This is a genomic window from Aeromonas sp. FL131 (assembly GCF_049860615.1).
Taxonomy (GTDB): domain Bacteria; phylum Pseudomonadota; class Gammaproteobacteria; order Enterobacterales; family Aeromonadaceae; genus Aeromonas; species Aeromonas hydrophila.
In genome coordinates, this window is the sequence record NZ_CP187595.1 from 591,892 (window position 1) to 607,789 (window position 15,898).

Here is a 15,898-nt window from a genome sequence, read left to right on the forward strand (position 1 = left end):
CAAACAGGGATGGCTGGCAAAGCCGGTTGATGGCTCTGCTCATGATCCGACCAGCCCGAGCTGGTCGGTGAGCCTGGCCAGCTCGTCACGCCACTGCTGCTGCAGGCGCGGGGTCTGGTGCCTGGGCTTGCGGGCCAGATCGGCGGCGAGCAGGGCATCGAGTTCATACCAGCGTGCCAGCAGCGCCTCTTCGTCATCCGCCGGGCCGGCCGAGGCCTGCCCCATGGCGGGGGCGGCCAGGCTTGCCTTGTCGGCTGCCGGCGAGGGCGCATCGCCGAGCAGCTCGGCATAGGCCCGCTCGGCGCTGTGAGCCTCCTGGATACGGCCGTCTCTGATCAACCAGAAGCGGTTGCAACTGCGCTCGATCAACTCCCGGTCGTGGGAGACCAGCAGCACGCCGCCCGGGAAGGCGGCAATCGCCTCGGCCAGCTGCTCCTTGCCCGCCAGATCCAGGTGGTTGGTGGGCTCGTCGAGCCAGAGCATGTGGTGGCTGCCGAGCGACAGGGCGAGAAACAGCAGTCGTGCCCGCTCGCCGCCGCTCAAGGTGTGCACCTGCTGGCCGTGGCGGACATAGGGGAAGCCCGCCCGGATCAGCGCCTGACGCCGGGTGGTCTCCGGCAGAGGGGCCAGCGGGTAGAGGGCGTCGCTCAGGGTGGCGTCGTCAGCCAGCTGCTGCAGGGACTGATCGTAATAGGCGATGCTGGCGCCGGGGTGGCAGTACCAGCCCGCCTGCGGGCTCTGCACGGCCAGTTCGCGCCAGCACTGGCGCAGCAGGGAGGACTTGCCGGTGCCGTTGGCACCGAGCAGGGCGACCCTGTCTCCTGCCCGCAGCCAGAGTCCTTCGGCGTGCAGCAGCGGCGGCAATGCTGGCGCCGGTGCCACGTCGAGGGCCTCCAGCCGCAGCAGGGTGTCGGCAGGCAGGCTCAGTCCGCGCAGCTCGAGCCGCCAGGGGGCCAGCGCCGCCACCTGGCTCTGCTCCTCCTGCAGGCGGGCGATGCGTTTTTCCATGGACTTGGCCTGGCGCACCAGCTTCTCGTTGTCATGCTCCCGCCCCCAGATGGCGAGGCGTTTGCTGCTGGCGCTCAGGCGGTCGATCTCCTTTTGCTCGTCGGCCCGGCGCAGGCGGGCCTGCTCATCTTCGGCGGCCAGCGCCGCCCGCGCCTGGCTGCAGGGCAGGGCGAAGCGGTGCAACTGGCCATCACGCAGGATCAGGGTCTGCTCGGTGACCCGGTCCAGCAGGCGACCATCGTGGGAGACCAGCACGAAGGCGCCGCGCCAGCCCAGCAGAAACTGCTCGAGCCAGAGCAGGGCGGGCAGATCCAGGTGGTTGCTGGGCTCATCGAGCAGCAGCAGGTTGGGTTGGCGCAGCAGGGCACGGCCTATCTGCAGCCGGCTGTGCTGACCGCCGCTCAGCGCACTGACCGGCAGCGCGGCCTGGGCCTCCAGCTGCAGCTCGGCCAGCAGCTTGTCCACCTGCCACTCGGCGCTCGGGTCGTTGCCCAGCGCATCCAGCAGCACGGCGCGGGTGCTGAGGGTTGAAAGCCTGGCCGGCAGTTGCTGGGCCACGAACTCGCAGCGGCAGGCTGCGGCCTGTATGACCCGGCCGGCCTGGGGCGTGCGCTCGCCCGCCAGCAGTGCCAGCAATGTGCTCTTGCCGCAGCCGTTGGCACCGACAAGGCCAAGCCGGTCGCCCGCGCGGATGCCGAGTTCGAGGTGGTCAAATAATGGAAGGTGCCCCGCACTCATCTGCAGGGAATGGGTACTCATCAGGGTTGTCATGCTCTTGCTCTCTTAAATCGCGGGATCGAAAATCCCTGTCATCAGGAGCGCTGGCGACAACGGCAGAGTCGAGAAAGGTCTCGGTATGGAAGGGAGTCGGCTTTGCTCGAACCCGCTATCGCAGCGCGATGGTATGCAGGCAAGAGCACGCGAATGTGCCGAACAGGCGAGCCGAGAACATCGGACACGCTTGGATAACCATTTTTTACCTCCTTGTGTTTCGTTATGGCACGGTGCGGCGATTATAAGCGCAGAAAAAATAACCGTCTATCCATGGCGGTGCCCTGCGGGTGAGGCGGGAAGGCGCTTTGTCAGCGGCGGGACAAAAAACGCCCCGCAGTGCGGGGCGATGGGGATGTCAGTCGCGCGGGGTCTTGAGCGCCTGGATCATATCTTCATTGGGGGCCAGCCCCTCCACGTGATTGAAGCTGTCCAGCCCCTCCTGCGGGTTGATGGTGAAGGCGTCGGCGCTCAGGTAGCTGCCGCTGCCGGCACTCTCGACCACGACGATGAGCTCGGGCTGCTTGTCGCCGTTGAGATCCAGCAGCTTGAGCTCCTTGATGCTGCCATCGCGCGGCAGCACCTTGCCGTCGATGAACTGATCCAGCGGGAACTGGGGGTTGGCGCCGGAGTAGAGGCGCACATCGTAGCTGCCGGTGGAGGCCGGTTCGCCGCGCCCTTCGCTGACGGTCACTACCTGGCCTGAGGGGAGCGTCAGCTGTTTGAAGAACCCGTCCGCCGCCTGGCTGGCGAGGGGCAGGGTGAGCAGGCCGAGTGTCATGAGCAAGGCTTTCATCGGTTTGACCCTTGTTACTGCGGCGGCGGTTGCCCGCCACCTGTGTCACTGTGCGAACCGACCGGGCAATCCCCGCCGGTTCGCGTCATCCGCCCCTCATCGGGGCGGTCATTACCAGATCTTGACCCGTTTGGCCGGGTCCAGATAGAGCTTGTCACCCGGCTGGATCTTGAACGCCTCGTAGAAGGCGGGGATGTTCGGTACCACGCCGTTGACCCGGTATTCCGGCGGTGAGTGGGGATCCGAGGCGAGCAGCATCTGCATCAGCTCGGGGCGATACATGCCTTTCCATACCTGGGCCCAGCCGAGGAAGAAGCGCTGCTCGCCGGTGAAGCCGTCCAGCACCGGGGCCTCCTTGCCATCCAGCGACAGCAGGTAGGCCTTGTGGGCGATGGTGAGGCCGCCCAGATCGCCGATGTTCTCCCCCAGGGTGAACTGGCCGTTGACGAACTGCCCCTTGATGGGCTCGAAGCGGTTGTACTGGGCCACCAACCGGCTGGTGCGGAAGCGAAACTCCTTGAGATCCTGGGGCGTCCACCAGTCGCGCATCACGCCGTCACCGTCGGATTTGGCGCCCTGATCATCAAAACCGTGACCCATCTCGTGGCCGATCACCCCGCCGATGGCGCCGTAGTTGACCGCGTCATCCGCCGTCATGTCGAAGAAGGGGGGCTGCAGGATGGCGGCCGGGAAGACGATCTCGTTGTTGCTCGGGTTGTAGTAGGCGTTCACCGTCTGCGGCGACATGTGCCACTCGTCCCTGTCTACCGGTTTGCCGAGGCGCGCCAGGTTGTCGGCGTATTCGAAGGCGCGGGCCCGCTGCAGGTTGCCCACCAGATCGTCGGCACGGATCGCGATGGCGCTGTAATCCTTCCACTTGTCCGGGTAGCCGATCTTGGGGCGGAACTTGGCAAGCTTGGCCTGGGCCTGGGCCTTGGTGGCCGGCGACATCCAGTCCAGCTCCTCGATGCTCTGGCCGTAGGCGGTGCGCAGGTTCTCCACCAGCTGCTCCATGCGGGCCTTGGCCTCTGGCGGGAAGTAGCGCTCCACGTAGAGCTTGCCTACCGCCTCGCCCAGATGATCGTCCAGCACGCCGAGGGCCCGCTCCCAGGGGGCGCGCTGCTTGGGCGTGCCGCTCAGGGTAGTGCCGAAGAAGGCGAAGTTCTGGGCATCGGTCTGGCTGTCGAGGTAGGGGGCATAATCGGTGATGAGATGCCACTTGAGGTAAGCTTGCCAATCGCCGACCGGGGTCTGCTGCATCACCTCGTTCAGGGCCGCGAGATAGGTGGGCTGGCCGATGATGAGGCTGCTCTGGCCGGCGAGGCCGGCCTGGGTCAGGTAGGCATTCCAGTCGATGGCGGGGGTGAGGCGTTTGAGCTCGCTCTGGGGCCCCTTGTTGTAGTTCTTCTCCCGATCCCGCAGGGTGACGTTGTCCCACTGGATCCGGGCGAGTTTGCTCTCGAGGGCCAGGATGCGTTTGGCCTTGGCCCCCGCATCCGCCTCGCCGAAGCGGGCCAGCATGGTGGCGATGTGCTGTTCGTATTTCTGGCGCAGCGCCTGGCTGGCGGCATCCGTCTTGAGGTAGTAATCCCGATCCGGCAGACCGAGCCCGGCCTGGTAGAGGTAGACCGCATAGCTGTCCGGCGCCTTGGCGTCGGCATCGACCCAGAAACCGAACGGGGCACCGCCGCCGTTGCGACCGCTCTGGGCGAAGGCCCGGGCCAGATCCTGCGGCGTGCGGATCTGCTCGATCTCGCTCAGCATCGGCATCAGCGGCGCCGTGCCCTTGGCGTTGCGGGTTGTTTGATCCAGATAGCTCTGGTAAAGGTCGTGGATCTGCTGGGCCGGTGTGCCGGCGGCGGCCTTGCCGTCCAGCCCTTCTACCAGCACTCGCACGTCCGCCAGGGATTTGTCGCGCAGCATGTAGAAGGCGCCGTCGGCGGGTCTGTCGTCCGGGATCTTGGCGGTGGAGAGCCAGTGGCCGTTCACGTAGCGAAAGAAGTCGTCACCGGGTTTGACGCTGGTGTCCATGTTGGCCAGCGCGAGGCCGGAGTGTTTGTCTGCGCCGTCCGGGGCCTGACTGCAGCCGGCCAGCAGGGCCAGCCCGACGAGGGCGGCCAGTATGCTTTTTTTGTTGTTCATTATGTTGGATTCCAATTCGGGTTATGCGGCTTCCTTGCCCACGCAGGGAGCGTCTCACTCTAGCAGCCGGGTTAGCGCTTGATAAGCCCGAGTCTGCTAAGATCGGCCTGGTCGTATTGGGGAAGCCTATGATTTCTCGTATTTATTCTCGTTTTTGTCAGACTCTGCCCGCGCCGGAAGGTTCCCGTGGTCTGCTGGTGGCCTTCAGCGGCGGGCTCGACTCCACCGTGCTGCTGGTGCTGGCGGCCCGTTTTGCCCACGCCCACGGCCTTGCCCTGCGCGCCCTGCACGTTCATCACGGCTTGAGCCCAAATGCTGATGAGTGGGTGGCCCACTGCGAAACTGTGTGTCAGCAACTGGCGGTGCCGCTGCTGGTCGAGCGGGTGCAACTGCAGCGGGATAGTGGCGACAGCCTGGAGGCGCAGGCGCGGGAGGCCCGCTATCTGCGCCTCGCCGCTCAGCTGGGGGAGGGGGAGTGGCTGCTAACCGCCCACCATCAGGACGATCAGCTGGAGACCCTGCTGCTGGCGCTCAAGCGCGGCGCCGGCCTGCGCGGGCTGGCGGGCATGGTGCCGAGCCAGCCCTTTGCCGGTGGCCATCTGCTGCGCCCCTTGCTCGAGGTGAGCCGGGCCGAGCTGGCCGAGGTGGCGGCCAGCCTCCCCTATGGCTGGGTGGAGGATGAGAGCAACCAGGATGAGAGTTATGACCGCAACTTCCTGCGCCAACGGCTCATTCCCCAGCTCAAGGCCCGCTGGCCCGCCATGGCCCAGACGGCGGCACGCAGCATGGCGCTGTGCGCCGAGCAGGAGGCGCTGCTGGAGGAGCTGGCAGAGGCCGACTGGCGGTTGGCGGCGGCAGGAGAGGCGCTGCAGATCGCGCCGCTGCTGGCCTTGTCAGCTACCCGGCGCAACAACCTGCTGCGTTACTGGATCCGCCGCCAGGGGGGCGAGATGCCCTCCCGCGAGCAGCTCGGTCTGCTCTGGCAGGAGGTGGCGCTGGCACGGGAAGACGCCAATCCCCAGCTCAACTGGGGCACGCAGAGCTGCCGCCGCTTTCAGGGCCGGCTTCATCTGGTGCGACCCGGGCTGCAGCCTCGCCACGAGCAGCTGACATTGGCCGTGGGGGAGACGCTGATCCTGCCGGACGGGCTGGGGGAGGTGCGCTTGCTGCCGCGAGTGGAAGGGGAGGGGCTGCGGCTGCCAAGGGCGGACGAGCCGCTGTCGGTGCGCTTCGGGGTGGTCGCCGGCAGCATGCTCAAGCCGGTAGGACGTGGCGGCAGCCGGCGCCTCAAGAAGTTGCTGCAGGAGTACGGGGTTCCCTCCTGGCAGCGCGGCCGCATTCCCATCCTCTATTACGGCGAGCAGGTGGCGGCGGTGGGCGAGCTGTTCCTCTGTGACGGATTCATGACGCAGGGCGCCGGTCTGGCCTGGCACTGGCTGCCGGCGGCGGCCAGTCAGCCCCCGGCGTGACGCTCTCCTTCACCAACGCGGATAACGCACAAGGCCGGCATATGCCGGCCTTGTCGTCTTCAGGGGGTGACCGGTTCAGTCCAGCAGGCCGGCCTTGCCCGCCTTCTTGCGGGCATAGAGGTGGGCATCGGCGGCCTCGTACAGGCTGTGCACGTCCACCCCGGACTGCCAGCTGGCGGCTCCCAGGCTGCAGCCGACCGAGAAGGTGCTGAGCTCCTTGTGGATCATCAGCATGTGCTGCAGGCGCAGCCAGACCGGGCGCCAGGCCTCGGGTTCGGCGGGTTGCAGCAGCAGGGCGAACTCGTCGCCGCCGAGGCGAAACGCCTGATCCGTGCTGCGGATGCAGTGGGTCAGCAGCTGGGCGAAGCGGCTCAATACCAGATCGCCGACCGGATGACCCCAGGTGTCGTTGATCTGCTTGAAGTTGTCGAGATCCAGCAGCACCAGTACCAGGCCGTGGGATTCCCGGCTGTGCTGCTCCACCGCCCGGCCGATGGCTTCGTCGAAGTAGGAGCGGTTGCCGAGTCCGGTCAGGTGATCGAGCCTGACCTGCAGCTCCAGCTGTGACAGGCGCAGGTAGAGGGGCAGGGGCAGGCAGAGCAGCTGGTGATACTGCTGCAGGATCCGCTGCTGGCTGCCGCTCAGGGCATGTTCCAGGGTGTAGTGCAACTGACCGATCAGCTGACCATGCTGGCCGCGTAGCTCGAACGGGTAGCTGTGCAGGGTCAGGCTGGCCTGGGGCGGATGCTGGATCAGGGTATGCGGCTGGCCGCAGTCGAAGTGCAGGCTGTGGATCCGGACAATTCTTGCCGCACGATCGGCAAAGGTTGCCAGCAGGCTGCCGAGGTCCATCTGCACCAACAACAACTCGAGCAACTGGTTGCGATCCTGACTGGCCAGCGGCGTGAGCCGCTCCATCTGGCGAACCCACTGCTCGATGCCATGTCCCAGACCATTCAATGATGATGTGTTTTCCACGGTACAGCCCTCAAACAACCTACTTCCTGACACTTACCTGCAATCCTTGTGCCCAAAATATGTTCGATGCGAACAAGAGTGGCTGGCTAGGCTTAAGTAGATAAAAAGGGAGGAAATATTGTACGCAGATGTGTTGATCCTGCTGCTTGCCGCCGTCTTGTTGGTGGCGATTTTCCGGCGCCTCGGCCAGCCGGTGATCCTCGCTTACCTGCTTGCCGGGGTACTGCTCGGTCCCTATGGCGTCGCCGTGATCACCGGCCAGGCGATCATGCAGACCATCGCCGAGCTCGGCATCGTCTTTCTGATGTTCTCGCTCGGCCTCGAATTCTCGCTGCCCCGCCTCATCGCCATGCGCCGGCTGGTGATCGGGGTGGGTGGGCTGCAGGTGCTGCTCACATCATTGCTGTTTTTCGCCATCGCCTGGTGGTGGGGCTTGAGCCTGCCCCAGGCGCTGGTGGTGTCTGGCACCCTGGCGCTCTCGTCCACTGCCGTGGTGATCAAGCAGCTGGGGGAGCAGAAGCAGCTGCACACCCGCCGCGCCCAGCTCGGGGTGAGCGTGCTGCTGTTTCAGGATCTGGCGGTGGTGCCGCTGCTGGTGATGATCCCCATCCTGGCCAGGCCCGAGATCCAGGGCAGCGCCCTGCTGGCGGAGATCGCCTGGGCCACCCTCAAGGGACTGTTTGCCCTGCTGAGTCTGCTGGCGGTGGGCAAATGGCTGTTGCCGCTGCTGTTTCACGAGGTGGCGCGGGCCCGCTCCGACGAACTGTTCGTGCTGAGCGCCCTGCTGGTGGCGCTGCTGGCGGCCTCGCTGACCCAGTGGATGGGACTCTCCATGGCGCTGGGGGCCTTTCTGGCGGGCATGATGCTGGGGGAGTCCCACTATCGCCATCAACTGGAAGTGGACATCCGGCCGTTTCGGGACGTGCTGATGGGGCTCTTCTTCATCACCATCGGCATGACCATGGACTGGCAGCGGGTGGCGCAGGACTGGTGGCTGGTGGCCACCAGCGTGCTCTGCCTGATCCTGTTCAAGTCCCTGCTGGTGCTGCTGGCCGGCCGGCTGATGGGGGAGCGCAAGCGCGATGCCATGGCGGCGGGGATCATGCTGAGCCAGGTGGGGGAGTTCGGTTTCGTGCTGCTGGCGCTGGCCAACCACCACGGTCTGCTCGACCATCGGCTGGTCTCCCTGCTCATCGGCATCGGCGTCACCTCCATCGCCATGACGCCATGGCTGGTGCTGCAGGCCCATCATCTGGCCCGCTCCCTCACCGATCCGGCCCTGCTCACCCGCTCCGAGGTGGCCCAGTCGGGCCTGAGCAAGAGCCAGCACGTGATCATCGCGGGCTTTGGTCGGGCCGGCCAGACCTGCGCCCGCTTTCTCAAGCAGGAGGAGATCCCCTTCCTGGCGCTGGATCTCGATCCGGAGCGGGTGAGCGAGGCCAAGTCGGCGGGGGAGCAGGTGGCGTTCGGCGATGCCAGCCGCCGCGACATCCTGCTGGCCGCCGGCCTGCTGCGGGCCAGGCTGGTGATCATCACCTTTGACGATCACAAGCGGGTGGAGGCCATGCTGGCGCTGATCAGGGAGCTGGCGGGGGAGGTGAAGGTGCTGGTGCGCACCCGGGATGACAGTTTTCTGGAGGCGTTCAAGCGGGCGGGCGCCTTCGAGGTGATCCCCGAATCCCAGGAGGGGGCCCTGATGCTGGTCTCCCACCTGCTGCTCAACTGCGACATCCCCATCGGCAGGGTGATCCGGCGCATGGAGCACGAGCGCAGCAGCCAGTACCGCTTTCTGCACGGTTTCTACTGGGGGGATCAAAGCGCCGGCAATCTGGAGACGGACCAGCTGCTCGAACGGCTGCACCCCGTGCTGCTGCACGAGCAGGCCTGGGCGGTGGGGCGCAGCGTGCAGGCCCTGGCGCTGGAGACGGTGCGGATCAAGGAGGTACAGCGCGGCGAGCTTAGACTGGAGCCCAAGCCTGATCTGGTGCTGGTGGCAGGGGATCGGCTGGTGCTGTTCGGCAATGGGGTGGCGGTGGAGCAGGCGGAGCAGCGCCTGCTGGAGGGGCGTTAGCCCTCCCTTAATGTGTATTCATCCATGCCGAAGGTGAGTGAGCCGCTTGCTGGTGGGCGTGCCGGCCCACCCTCAAGGGCCCATTTCAGGCTTCGACCGGTACCATCTCCTCTATCCCCAGAAACGCTTCGACCCGCCGGCGCTCGTTCAGGGTGTCCAGGTAGCCCAGCTTGATCAGCTGCTGGCAGTAGCCGGGATAGAACATCAGGAAACTGGCCAGGCTGCTGGTCTCGTCCCCCGTCACCCCCAGTACCCGCAGCAGGCGGCGCAGGTGCACCGGCAGCTTGCGCAGATAGGCCAGTGCCAGCAGATCGAGATCCTGGCTCGGCTTGAGCACGCAGGTCTCCACCCGTTTGAGTTTCAACCGGTTGCGCTCCCGCTCCGGGATGAGATCCAGGGTCTGGTTGATGCGCCACAACCGCTCCAGATCCGAGTTGAGGGTGTCGGTGAAGACGGTGTCCAGCAGGTGGCTGGCGATGTTGGAGCTGGTCAGGTGGCCATGGTGGAAGGTGGGCGCCGTGTGCGCCGGCGGATCCAGGGTGATCAGCAGGATCCGCTCCGCCCCCAGGTGGATGGCGGGGCTGAGCGGGCTCAACTGATGGATGGAGCCGTCGCCGTAGAACTTGTCGCCGATGTGGGTGGCCGGGAAGACGAACGGCAGCGCCGAGGAGGCGAGCAGGTGATCCGAGGTGAGCAGGGTGCGCAGCCCGCGCCGTCTGGCCCGCTCCCACGGCAGGTGCTCGGCTCGCCCCTGAAAGAAGGTGGTGGAGAGGCCGTCGTCGTAGTCGGAGGCGGTGATGGCCAGCGCCTCCAGACTGCCGTAGAGGATGTTGTCATCGATGCGGTGATAGTCGATGAGCTGATCCAGCAGGCGGCGCAGCGGCGCGTTGTCGAACAGGTGAAAGGCGTGGTTGGTGTGGGGGTTGATGAGCCCTGCCGAGCCCTCATACATCAGCCGCCACAACAGGCGCCCTGGGTGAAAGTCAAAGATGTGGTGGGTCTCGAAGCGGCGCCAGACCCACTCCAGCTTGCGCACTCCCAGATGAAAGCAGGAGGCGTAGCAGGCCAGCGCGGTGACATTGATGGCGCCGGCCGAGGTGCCGCACAGGATGGGAAACGGAATGCCGAGATTGCGGGGATAGAACTCGGCGATCGCCTTGAGGGCGCCGACCTGATAGGCGGCGCGGGCACCACCACCGGTCAACAGAAGAGCTGTGTTGGGTTTGGCCATGATACTGCGCCTTATGCATGCCACTGGGGGTGTTGCCACCGAGCAATTTAACTATAAGACGCTGTATCAAATATAAAAACAGGCCTGCCAACCATTTTTTGCAGGCCCTTTTTGAGGCTGTTCAGTTGGCGTGGCGAGCGGCGCTCAGCTGATCGAACGCGGCGAATGCGGGGGCACTGGCGAGGATGCGGCCGTGGCCGAGGCCGCGGGTGCTCACCAGCCGGGTGCGGCCATCCTGAGTGGCGCGCTGGGAATCGCCGTGCGGGGCGAAGCGGTCCTCCTCGTCGTGCACTATGATGGCGGGCCCCGTGCGGCCGGCGAGCCGCCCCAGCGGGTCGACCGTGCTCAAGGGGTGCTGGTACTCCTGCTCAATCTCCTTGACCACCGCATCGAACAGCCGGATGGAGTAGCCGGAGCGCGCCACCATGCCGTAGAGCTGGGGCACGTAGTCGAGCACCGGCGAGATGAGCAGCAGCGGCAGGGCATCCAGCTCGCGTCGGCGGCTGGAGAGGGTGACGGCGCCCCCCATGCTGTGGGCGATGACGCCCTGCAGCGGACCGCACTCGGCCGTCATCTTTTCCACCAGTTCGTCGAAGGCGCGCACGAAGCGGGGCAGGTGGCCGGTATGGCCGGCGCTGTGGCCGTGGGCCGGGTGATCGTAGGCAATGGCCGTGAAGCCCTGGGCGGCGATGTGGCTCATCAGCGGGTAGAACTGGCCAGCGCTGCCTGACCAGCCGTGCATCAGCAGCCAGACCGGCCCCTGGCCGAGCCGGTAGCTCATCAGGGTGCCTTCGCTGGTGTGCACGGCCTGTTTGACCAGTCCGGCCGGCGCCGTGTCATCCCGCTGGTTGCGCTGGGGGGTGAGCAGCAGCTTGCTGGCGGTGCGCTTGGCATGAGCGGGGGCCAGGGTGTGATGCAAGCGGGTGCCAAGGCCAAGCAACCATTTGCTCGGGCTGAAGCGGCGGGTGTTGAAGTAGATCTTGCTGCTCATGGTCATCCTGTGGTTTTTATGTGCGAACGGTCGTGCTTTTTTGTCGGTTTTAAAAAAGAGAGGTCAATCCATCAGCACCAGCCATCCAGCAACAACTCCACTTCTGGCCAGAAGTGGCGGGCCGGATCCTGACACAGATCGAGGGCATTGAACACCTGATCCGCCAGATAGAGGCCATAGAGGCGATAGACGGCGCGCCAGGGATCCATGTCGCTGCGCCACTCGCCCTCGCTCTGTCCCTGCACCACCTGACGGGCCAGGTAGTCGAGCCAGAAGCGCACCAGCTGGCGGGCGGCCTGCTGCACCTCCCCCTCCTGGGCCGAGGTCCAGGCGTCGAGGAACATGCAGCGGCCGGCGAAGCACTGGTTCCAGGCCAGCCAGGCCTGCAGCAGGGCCGTCAGCTTCGCTCGCTGGCTGCCGTGCTGTTGCTGGCGCACCGGCTGGATCACCCGCTCCCGGAACACCTCGGCGGCGTACTCCAGCACGGCGATCTGCAGGTTGTCGCGGGACTGGAAGTGGGCGAACAGGCCGCTTTTCGACATCTCGCAGGCGCTGGCAAGGGAGCCGATGGTGAGGCTCTCCAGCCCCTGCTGGCTCGCCTGCTCGAACGCAGTCTGCAAAATGTTGTCGCGGGTCAGCCGGCCCTTGCTCATCGCACTCTCCTTCATTGACCGGAGCAGCATAAAGTACGACCGTGCTATTTGTCGAGCGGCGAATCGGCTTGCAAGAGGGAATGAGGCGGGTTTAGTCGTCCTTGATATCCATCTGCTGCAGGGCGATGACCGCCTGGGTGCGGTTCTTGACGCCCAGTTTGCGGAAAATGGCAGTGATGTGGGCCTTGATGGTGGCCTCGGAGACGTTGAGCTCCCAGGCGATCTGCTTGTTGAGGCTGCCGTCGCGCAGCATCACCAGCACCTTGTACTGCTGGGGGGTGAGGCTGGCCAGCTTGCTGGCAAAATCGGTGCCCTCACAGGGCTCGGGGTGGAGCGAGATGCCGGCCGGCACCCAGTTGTCACCCCCGATCACCGTATTGAGGGCGTTGACCAGCTCTTTCATCGGCGCCGATTTGGGGATGAAGCCGAGCGCGCCAAGGCGCAGCACCTGCTGGATGATGGCGGGCTCTTCCGAAGCCGATACCACCACGATAGGCAGGTCGGGATACTGGCCGCGCAGGTGGGCGAGACCGGAGAAGCCGTTGGCCCCCGGCATCTTGAGATCGAGCAGCAGCAGGTCGACTTCCGGGTGCTCACCCAGCAGGTGGGCCAGGCTGTCGATGGAGTCCGCTTCCAGCAGCTGGGCATCGTCGATGGCCATGTGCACCGCTTGATAGAGGGCGCCCCGAAACAGGGGGTGGTCATCTGCGATGACGATGGTAAATTGGCTGTCCATTGCTCACATTGTTGCTAACTGATTGTTTTGGAAAATCAAACTAGCACCGCTCCCGGAGAGGGTCAAACCTGCCGGCGCGCAAATGTGAAGCGGCCGTCGGATGTCGTGCCATTGGGGCAGATGGGATGGTCATGAACAACCCATGCAGGAGGCAATAGATGGGATCTCTGGTATTGACGGTGGGCACCGGCTCCACCTGGGCGATGCGGGCGGCGCTGGTGCTGGCCATGAGCGGGCTGGAGTGGCAGGAGCAGGTGTTCGACCTGGAGGATGCCAAGGAGCTGCAGCGGCTCAAGCGGCTGGCCCCCGCCGGCCTGGTGCCCTGGCTCGATCATGACGGTGTGCGGATACACGACTCGCTGGCCATCGCCGAGTACCTGCACGAGCTCTGCCCCGCGCGCCGGCTCTATCCCGAAGCGCGAGCCGAGCGGGCGCTGGCCCGCAGTCTCTGCGCCGAGTTGCACGCCGGTTTTCGCCAAATCCGTACCCTGCTGCCCTTCTTCCTCGGTGCCCCGACCCGTAGCGAACCGCCGGTGGAAGCCATTGGCGAGCTGGCCCGGCTGCAGACCATCTGGTCCCAGGCGCGGGGGCCATTCTATTTTGGCGAGGCGGGGATCCTCGATGCCTTCTATGCGGTGATGGCCTACCGGCTGGCGAGCTACGGCATCCAGCTGCCGGGGCAGGCGGGTGCCTATCAGCAGGCGCTGCTGGCTTGGCCGCTGTGGCAGCAGACCCTGGTCAAGGCGCGTCTGCAGTGGCCGGCGGCCGCTCATCAGCCGCAGTGAACCCGCGGGCATAACCGCTGTAAACAGCTTGTGTAAACAGAGAGGGGAGCCACTGGCTCCCCTCTCTGTTTGGGTTTGATTCCTTAAGCTGGATTACGGCTGGCGGCCGGCGAACACCACCACCACCTTGTCATCTCCCTTCTCCCGCACAAAGGCATAGGGGCTGTCGGCCAGTTTCTTGTGGCTGCCCGCCGCCACGGCCGGGTGGGCGGCGCGGAACTGGCCGAGCCGCTGCCAGTGCTTGACCAGCTCGGCCTTCTCGCCGCTGGCCAGCTCCTGCCAGTTCATGTCGGAACGCAGCGCCTGATCGAACACGCCGCCATCTTTGGCGAGCCCGCGGCCGGACTCATCGCCGTAGTAGATCTGGATGCCGCCCGGCAGCAGCATGAAGCTGCTGGCGACCCGGCGCTGCAACGGCACGTCCTGATAGTCGCCGAAGAACAGCTTGGTGTCGTGGGAGCTGATGTAGCTCAGCACGTTGAACTCGGGATCCTGATTGATGCGGCTGGCGTAGCTGGCATAGGTGGGCTCGGCGCTGGCCAGACACTGGGCCTGGGGCAGGGCGAACTCGCGCTGGTAGTCGAAGTTGATCAGCGAATCGAAGCCGTGTCGGTACCAGAAATCCTTGGCAACCCCGTGATCCCACACCTCACCCACCATGTAGAAGGGGAGGTCGTCGAGCTTCTTGGCCGAGTTGGCTGCCTTCCACTCCTTGAGTGCGGCAGTGCCCGCCTGTTTTAGCTTTGCCCACACCTCGGGCTCCAGATGCTTGACGGTGTCGGCCCGAAAACCGTCGATGCCAAAGCGGCGCACCCAGTCGGTGTGCCAGGTGATGAGATAGTCGCTCACGGTAGCGTTGGGCAGCGGCTTGGCTTTGGTATCTTTTTTCGCCGTCAGCAGCGGCGGCAGCCCCACCGGCTTGGTTGATTCGGTGAGGAAGTCCGGCAGCCCCGCCACCGAGCCGGTGACGTCGTCGGTGCCGGGCTGCGGGTAGCCGGGCAGGCCAGCCCGCACCCAGTCACCGCTCCACCACTGGTCCCACTTCGGCGACTGGTAGTCGATGAACTGGTTGTAGCCATGCCAGTTGAGGCCGCCGCTCGGGCGCCACTGGTTCCAGCGGGCCGGCAGTTTGCCGGTGTTCTGGGTGAGGTCGGTGAGCCCCAGATCTTGCAGGTCGGCGAGGGTGGCGTAGCCGGCGTGGTTCATCACCACGTCGAGGATGATGCGCATGCCGCGCTTGTGGGCCTCGTCCACCAGGGTCTTGAGGCTCTCCTCGTCGCCGTAGTTGGGATCTATCTTGGTGAAGTCGAGCGCCCAGTAGCCGTGATAGGCGTAGAAGGGGAAGTTGCCCTGCTCGCCACCGCCGATGAAGCCGTGCACCTGCTCCACCATGGGGGTGATCCAGATGGCGTTGATGCCAAGCTGCTTGATGTAGTCGAGCTTGGCAGTCAACCCCTTGAAGTCGCCGCCGTGCCAGGTGGCCACTTCATCCTGACCGTCCTTTTGGCGCCCGAAGCTGTGGTCGTTGGCGGGATCGCCGTTGTTGAAGCGGTCGGTCAGCAGGAAATAGACGCTCGCCTGATCCCAGCTGAAGGGGGCCGCGGTGGCCGCCTTGACTGGCTCGAGCAGCAGCAGGCCGCCGCTCTCTTTACTCGGCGTCAGGGTCAGCTTGCCGCCCTTGACCACCCCTTGCTGGCCGGAGTAGGCGTCCCGCAGCTGGGTGCCGTCGGGCCAGACGCCTTTCAGGGATACGGTAACCGGGCCGCCATCCCAGCTGATGCAGGGCTCCGCTGGCGGCTGGCGTTTGAACTCACTCTTCTTGGTGGCTCGCAGCACCTTGAGGCTGGGAGTATCCGGGTTGAAGGTGAACTGATAATCCCCCGCCAGCATCACCCGCAGGTTGAAGTGCTGCCCCTTGCTGCACTTGTCCATGGGCTGGGCGGTGCCGAAGGGGAGCGGTTTGACCTCGCTCGGGCCGAAGCTGGTGCCGCAGCTGTTGCCTGCGTCGCTGATGCGGATCTGGTGGCTCCCCTTGGTGAGCGGATGGGTCATCTGCACCGCCCCCTTGTCCAGCGTCAGCGGCGCGCCGACCGGCTGGTCATCCACGTAGAGGCGTACCTCGGCGGCCATGGCCTGATGGAGGAAGAGGGGGCTGGCCAGCAGGGCGAGCCAGAGGGAAGAAACCGAGAGAGTGCGACGCATAAGCCATTCCTTGCTGGGGTTAAGCGGACCAGATTGCCGTCAATGGGGCTCATTCTAGGAGGCAT

12 protein-coding genes are annotated in these 15,898 nt (G+C 65.4%); 3 read left to right on the forward strand and 9 right to left on the reverse strand.

Translation table 11 applies throughout. The annotated features are described in order from the left end of the window. Positions 1 to 39: 39 nt before the first annotated feature. The 3 genes from ACPW75_RS02900 to ACPW75_RS02910 all read right to left on the reverse strand — a co-directional run bounded on the left by ACPW75_RS02900 (position 40) and on the right by ACPW75_RS02910 (position 4,717). Complete coding sequence (locus ACPW75_RS02900) at positions 40 to 1,779, reverse strand: ABC-F family ATP-binding cassette domain-containing protein (RefSeq protein WP_077096233.1); 1,740 nt, start codon at positions 1,777 to 1,779, stop codon at positions 40 to 42. 358 nt (positions 1,780 to 2,137) lie between these two features. After that, a complete protein-coding gene (locus ACPW75_RS02905) occupies positions 2,138 to 2,575 on the reverse strand; it encodes a PliI family lysozyme inhibitor of I-type lysozyme (protein WP_077096232.1) in 438 nt (145 codons plus the stop codon). A 111-nt stretch (positions 2,576 to 2,686) separates the two neighbouring features. Continuing rightward, positions 2,687 to 4,717, reverse strand: coding sequence for a M13 family metallopeptidase (locus ACPW75_RS02910; protein ID WP_179101409.1), 2,031 nt, complete (start codon positions 4,715 to 4,717; stop codon positions 2,687 to 2,689). 128 nt (positions 4,718 to 4,845) lie between these two features. On the opposite strand from ACPW75_RS02910, the gene tilS reads away from it, so the two are divergent. Further along, a complete protein-coding gene (gene tilS, locus ACPW75_RS02915) occupies positions 4,846 to 6,186 on the forward strand; it encodes a tRNA lysidine(34) synthetase TilS (protein ID WP_190283705.1) in 1,341 nt (446 codons plus the stop codon). A 75-nt stretch (positions 6,187 to 6,261) separates the two neighbouring features. On the opposite strand, the gene ACPW75_RS02920 is transcribed toward tilS, so the two are convergent. Continuing rightward, positions 6,262 to 7,182 carry a GGDEF domain-containing protein gene (locus tag ACPW75_RS02920; RefSeq protein ID WP_029301567.1) on the reverse strand — a complete coding sequence of 307 codons (921 nt, stop codon included), beginning with the start codon at positions 7,180 to 7,182 and terminating at the stop codon, positions 6,262 to 6,264. Positions 7,183 to 7,282: 100 nt separating this feature from the next. On the opposite strand from ACPW75_RS02920, the gene ACPW75_RS02925 reads away from it, so the two are divergent. Beyond that, positions 7,283 to 9,235, forward strand: coding sequence for a monovalent cation:proton antiporter family protein (locus ACPW75_RS02925; RefSeq protein WP_179101408.1), 1,953 nt, complete (start codon positions 7,283 to 7,285; stop codon positions 9,233 to 9,235). Between the two features lie 85 nt (positions 9,236 to 9,320). On the opposite strand, the gene ACPW75_RS02930 is transcribed toward ACPW75_RS02925, so the two are convergent. The 4 genes from ACPW75_RS02930 to ACPW75_RS02945 all read right to left on the reverse strand — a co-directional run bounded on the left by ACPW75_RS02930 (position 9,321) and on the right by ACPW75_RS02945 (position 12,846). Beyond that, entirely contained in the window at positions 9,321 to 10,466 is a 1,146-nt protein-coding gene (locus ACPW75_RS02930) for a patatin-like phospholipase family protein (protein WP_024946021.1), read from the reverse strand. Between the two features lie 121 nt (positions 10,467 to 10,587). Then, entirely contained in the window at positions 10,588 to 11,457 is an 870-nt protein-coding gene (locus ACPW75_RS02935; protein ID WP_179101407.1) for an alpha/beta hydrolase, read from the reverse strand. 71 nt (positions 11,458 to 11,528) lie between these two features. Continuing rightward, positions 11,529 to 12,110, reverse strand: a complete 582-nt coding sequence (locus tag ACPW75_RS02940; RefSeq protein ID WP_077096230.1) for a TetR/AcrR family transcriptional regulator — start codon at positions 12,108 to 12,110, stop codon at positions 11,529 to 11,531. 91 nt (positions 12,111 to 12,201) lie between these two features. After that, complete coding sequence (locus ACPW75_RS02945; RefSeq protein ID WP_077096229.1) at positions 12,202 to 12,846, reverse strand: response regulator transcription factor; 645 nt, start codon at positions 12,844 to 12,846, stop codon at positions 12,202 to 12,204. A gap of 158 nt (positions 12,847 to 13,004) precedes the next feature. Between ACPW75_RS02945 and ACPW75_RS02950 the strand changes: the two genes are divergently transcribed. Next, positions 13,005 to 13,631 (forward strand): glutathione S-transferase, encoded by a 627-nt coding sequence (locus ACPW75_RS02950; RefSeq protein WP_060388782.1) that lies wholly within the window; start codon positions 13,005 to 13,007, stop codon positions 13,629 to 13,631. A gap of 93 nt (positions 13,632 to 13,724) precedes the next feature. Here ACPW75_RS02950 and ACPW75_RS02955 read toward each other — a convergent pair whose 3' ends face one another. Beyond that, positions 13,725 to 15,833: an alpha-amylase gene (locus ACPW75_RS02955; protein ID WP_077096228.1), complete on the reverse strand. Its 2,109-nt coding sequence runs from the start codon at positions 15,831 to 15,833 to the stop codon at positions 13,725 to 13,727. Between the last annotated feature and the right edge of the window lie 65 nt (positions 15,834 to 15,898).

Coding starts and splice junctions, on each gene's coding strand:
- ACPW75_RS02950 (WP_060388782.1), top strand. CDS start 13,005: ATGGGATCTCTGGTATTGACGGTGGGCACCGGCTCCACCTGGGCGATG.
- ACPW75_RS02945 (WP_077096229.1), bottom strand. CDS start 12,846: ATGGACAGCCAATTTACCATCGTCATCGCAGATGACCACCCCCTGTTT.
- ACPW75_RS02930 (WP_024946021.1), bottom strand. CDS start 10,466: ATGGCCAAACCCAACACAGCTCTTCTGTTGACCGGTGGTGGTGCCCGC.
- ACPW75_RS02905 (WP_077096232.1), bottom strand. CDS start 2,575: ATGAAAGCCTTGCTCATGACACTCGGCCTGCTCACCCTGCCCCTCGCC.
- ACPW75_RS02940 (WP_077096230.1), bottom strand. CDS start 12,110: ATGAGCAAGGGCCGGCTGACCCGCGACAACATTTTGCAGACTGCGTTC.
- ACPW75_RS02955 (WP_077096228.1), bottom strand. CDS start 15,833: ATGCGTCGCACTCTCTCGGTTTCTTCCCTCTGGCTCGCCCTGCTGGCC.
- tilS (WP_190283705.1), top strand. CDS start 4,846: ATGATTTCTCGTATTTATTCTCGTTTTTGTCAGACTCTGCCCGCGCCG.
- ACPW75_RS02935 (WP_179101407.1), bottom strand. CDS start 11,457: ATGAGCAGCAAGATCTACTTCAACACCCGCCGCTTCAGCCCGAGCAAA.
- ACPW75_RS02900 (WP_077096233.1), bottom strand. CDS start 1,779: ATGACAACCCTGATGAGTACCCATTCCCTGCAGATGAGTGCGGGGCAC.
- ACPW75_RS02910 (WP_179101409.1), bottom strand. CDS start 4,717: ATGAACAACAAAAAAAGCATACTGGCCGCCCTCGTCGGGCTGGCCCTG.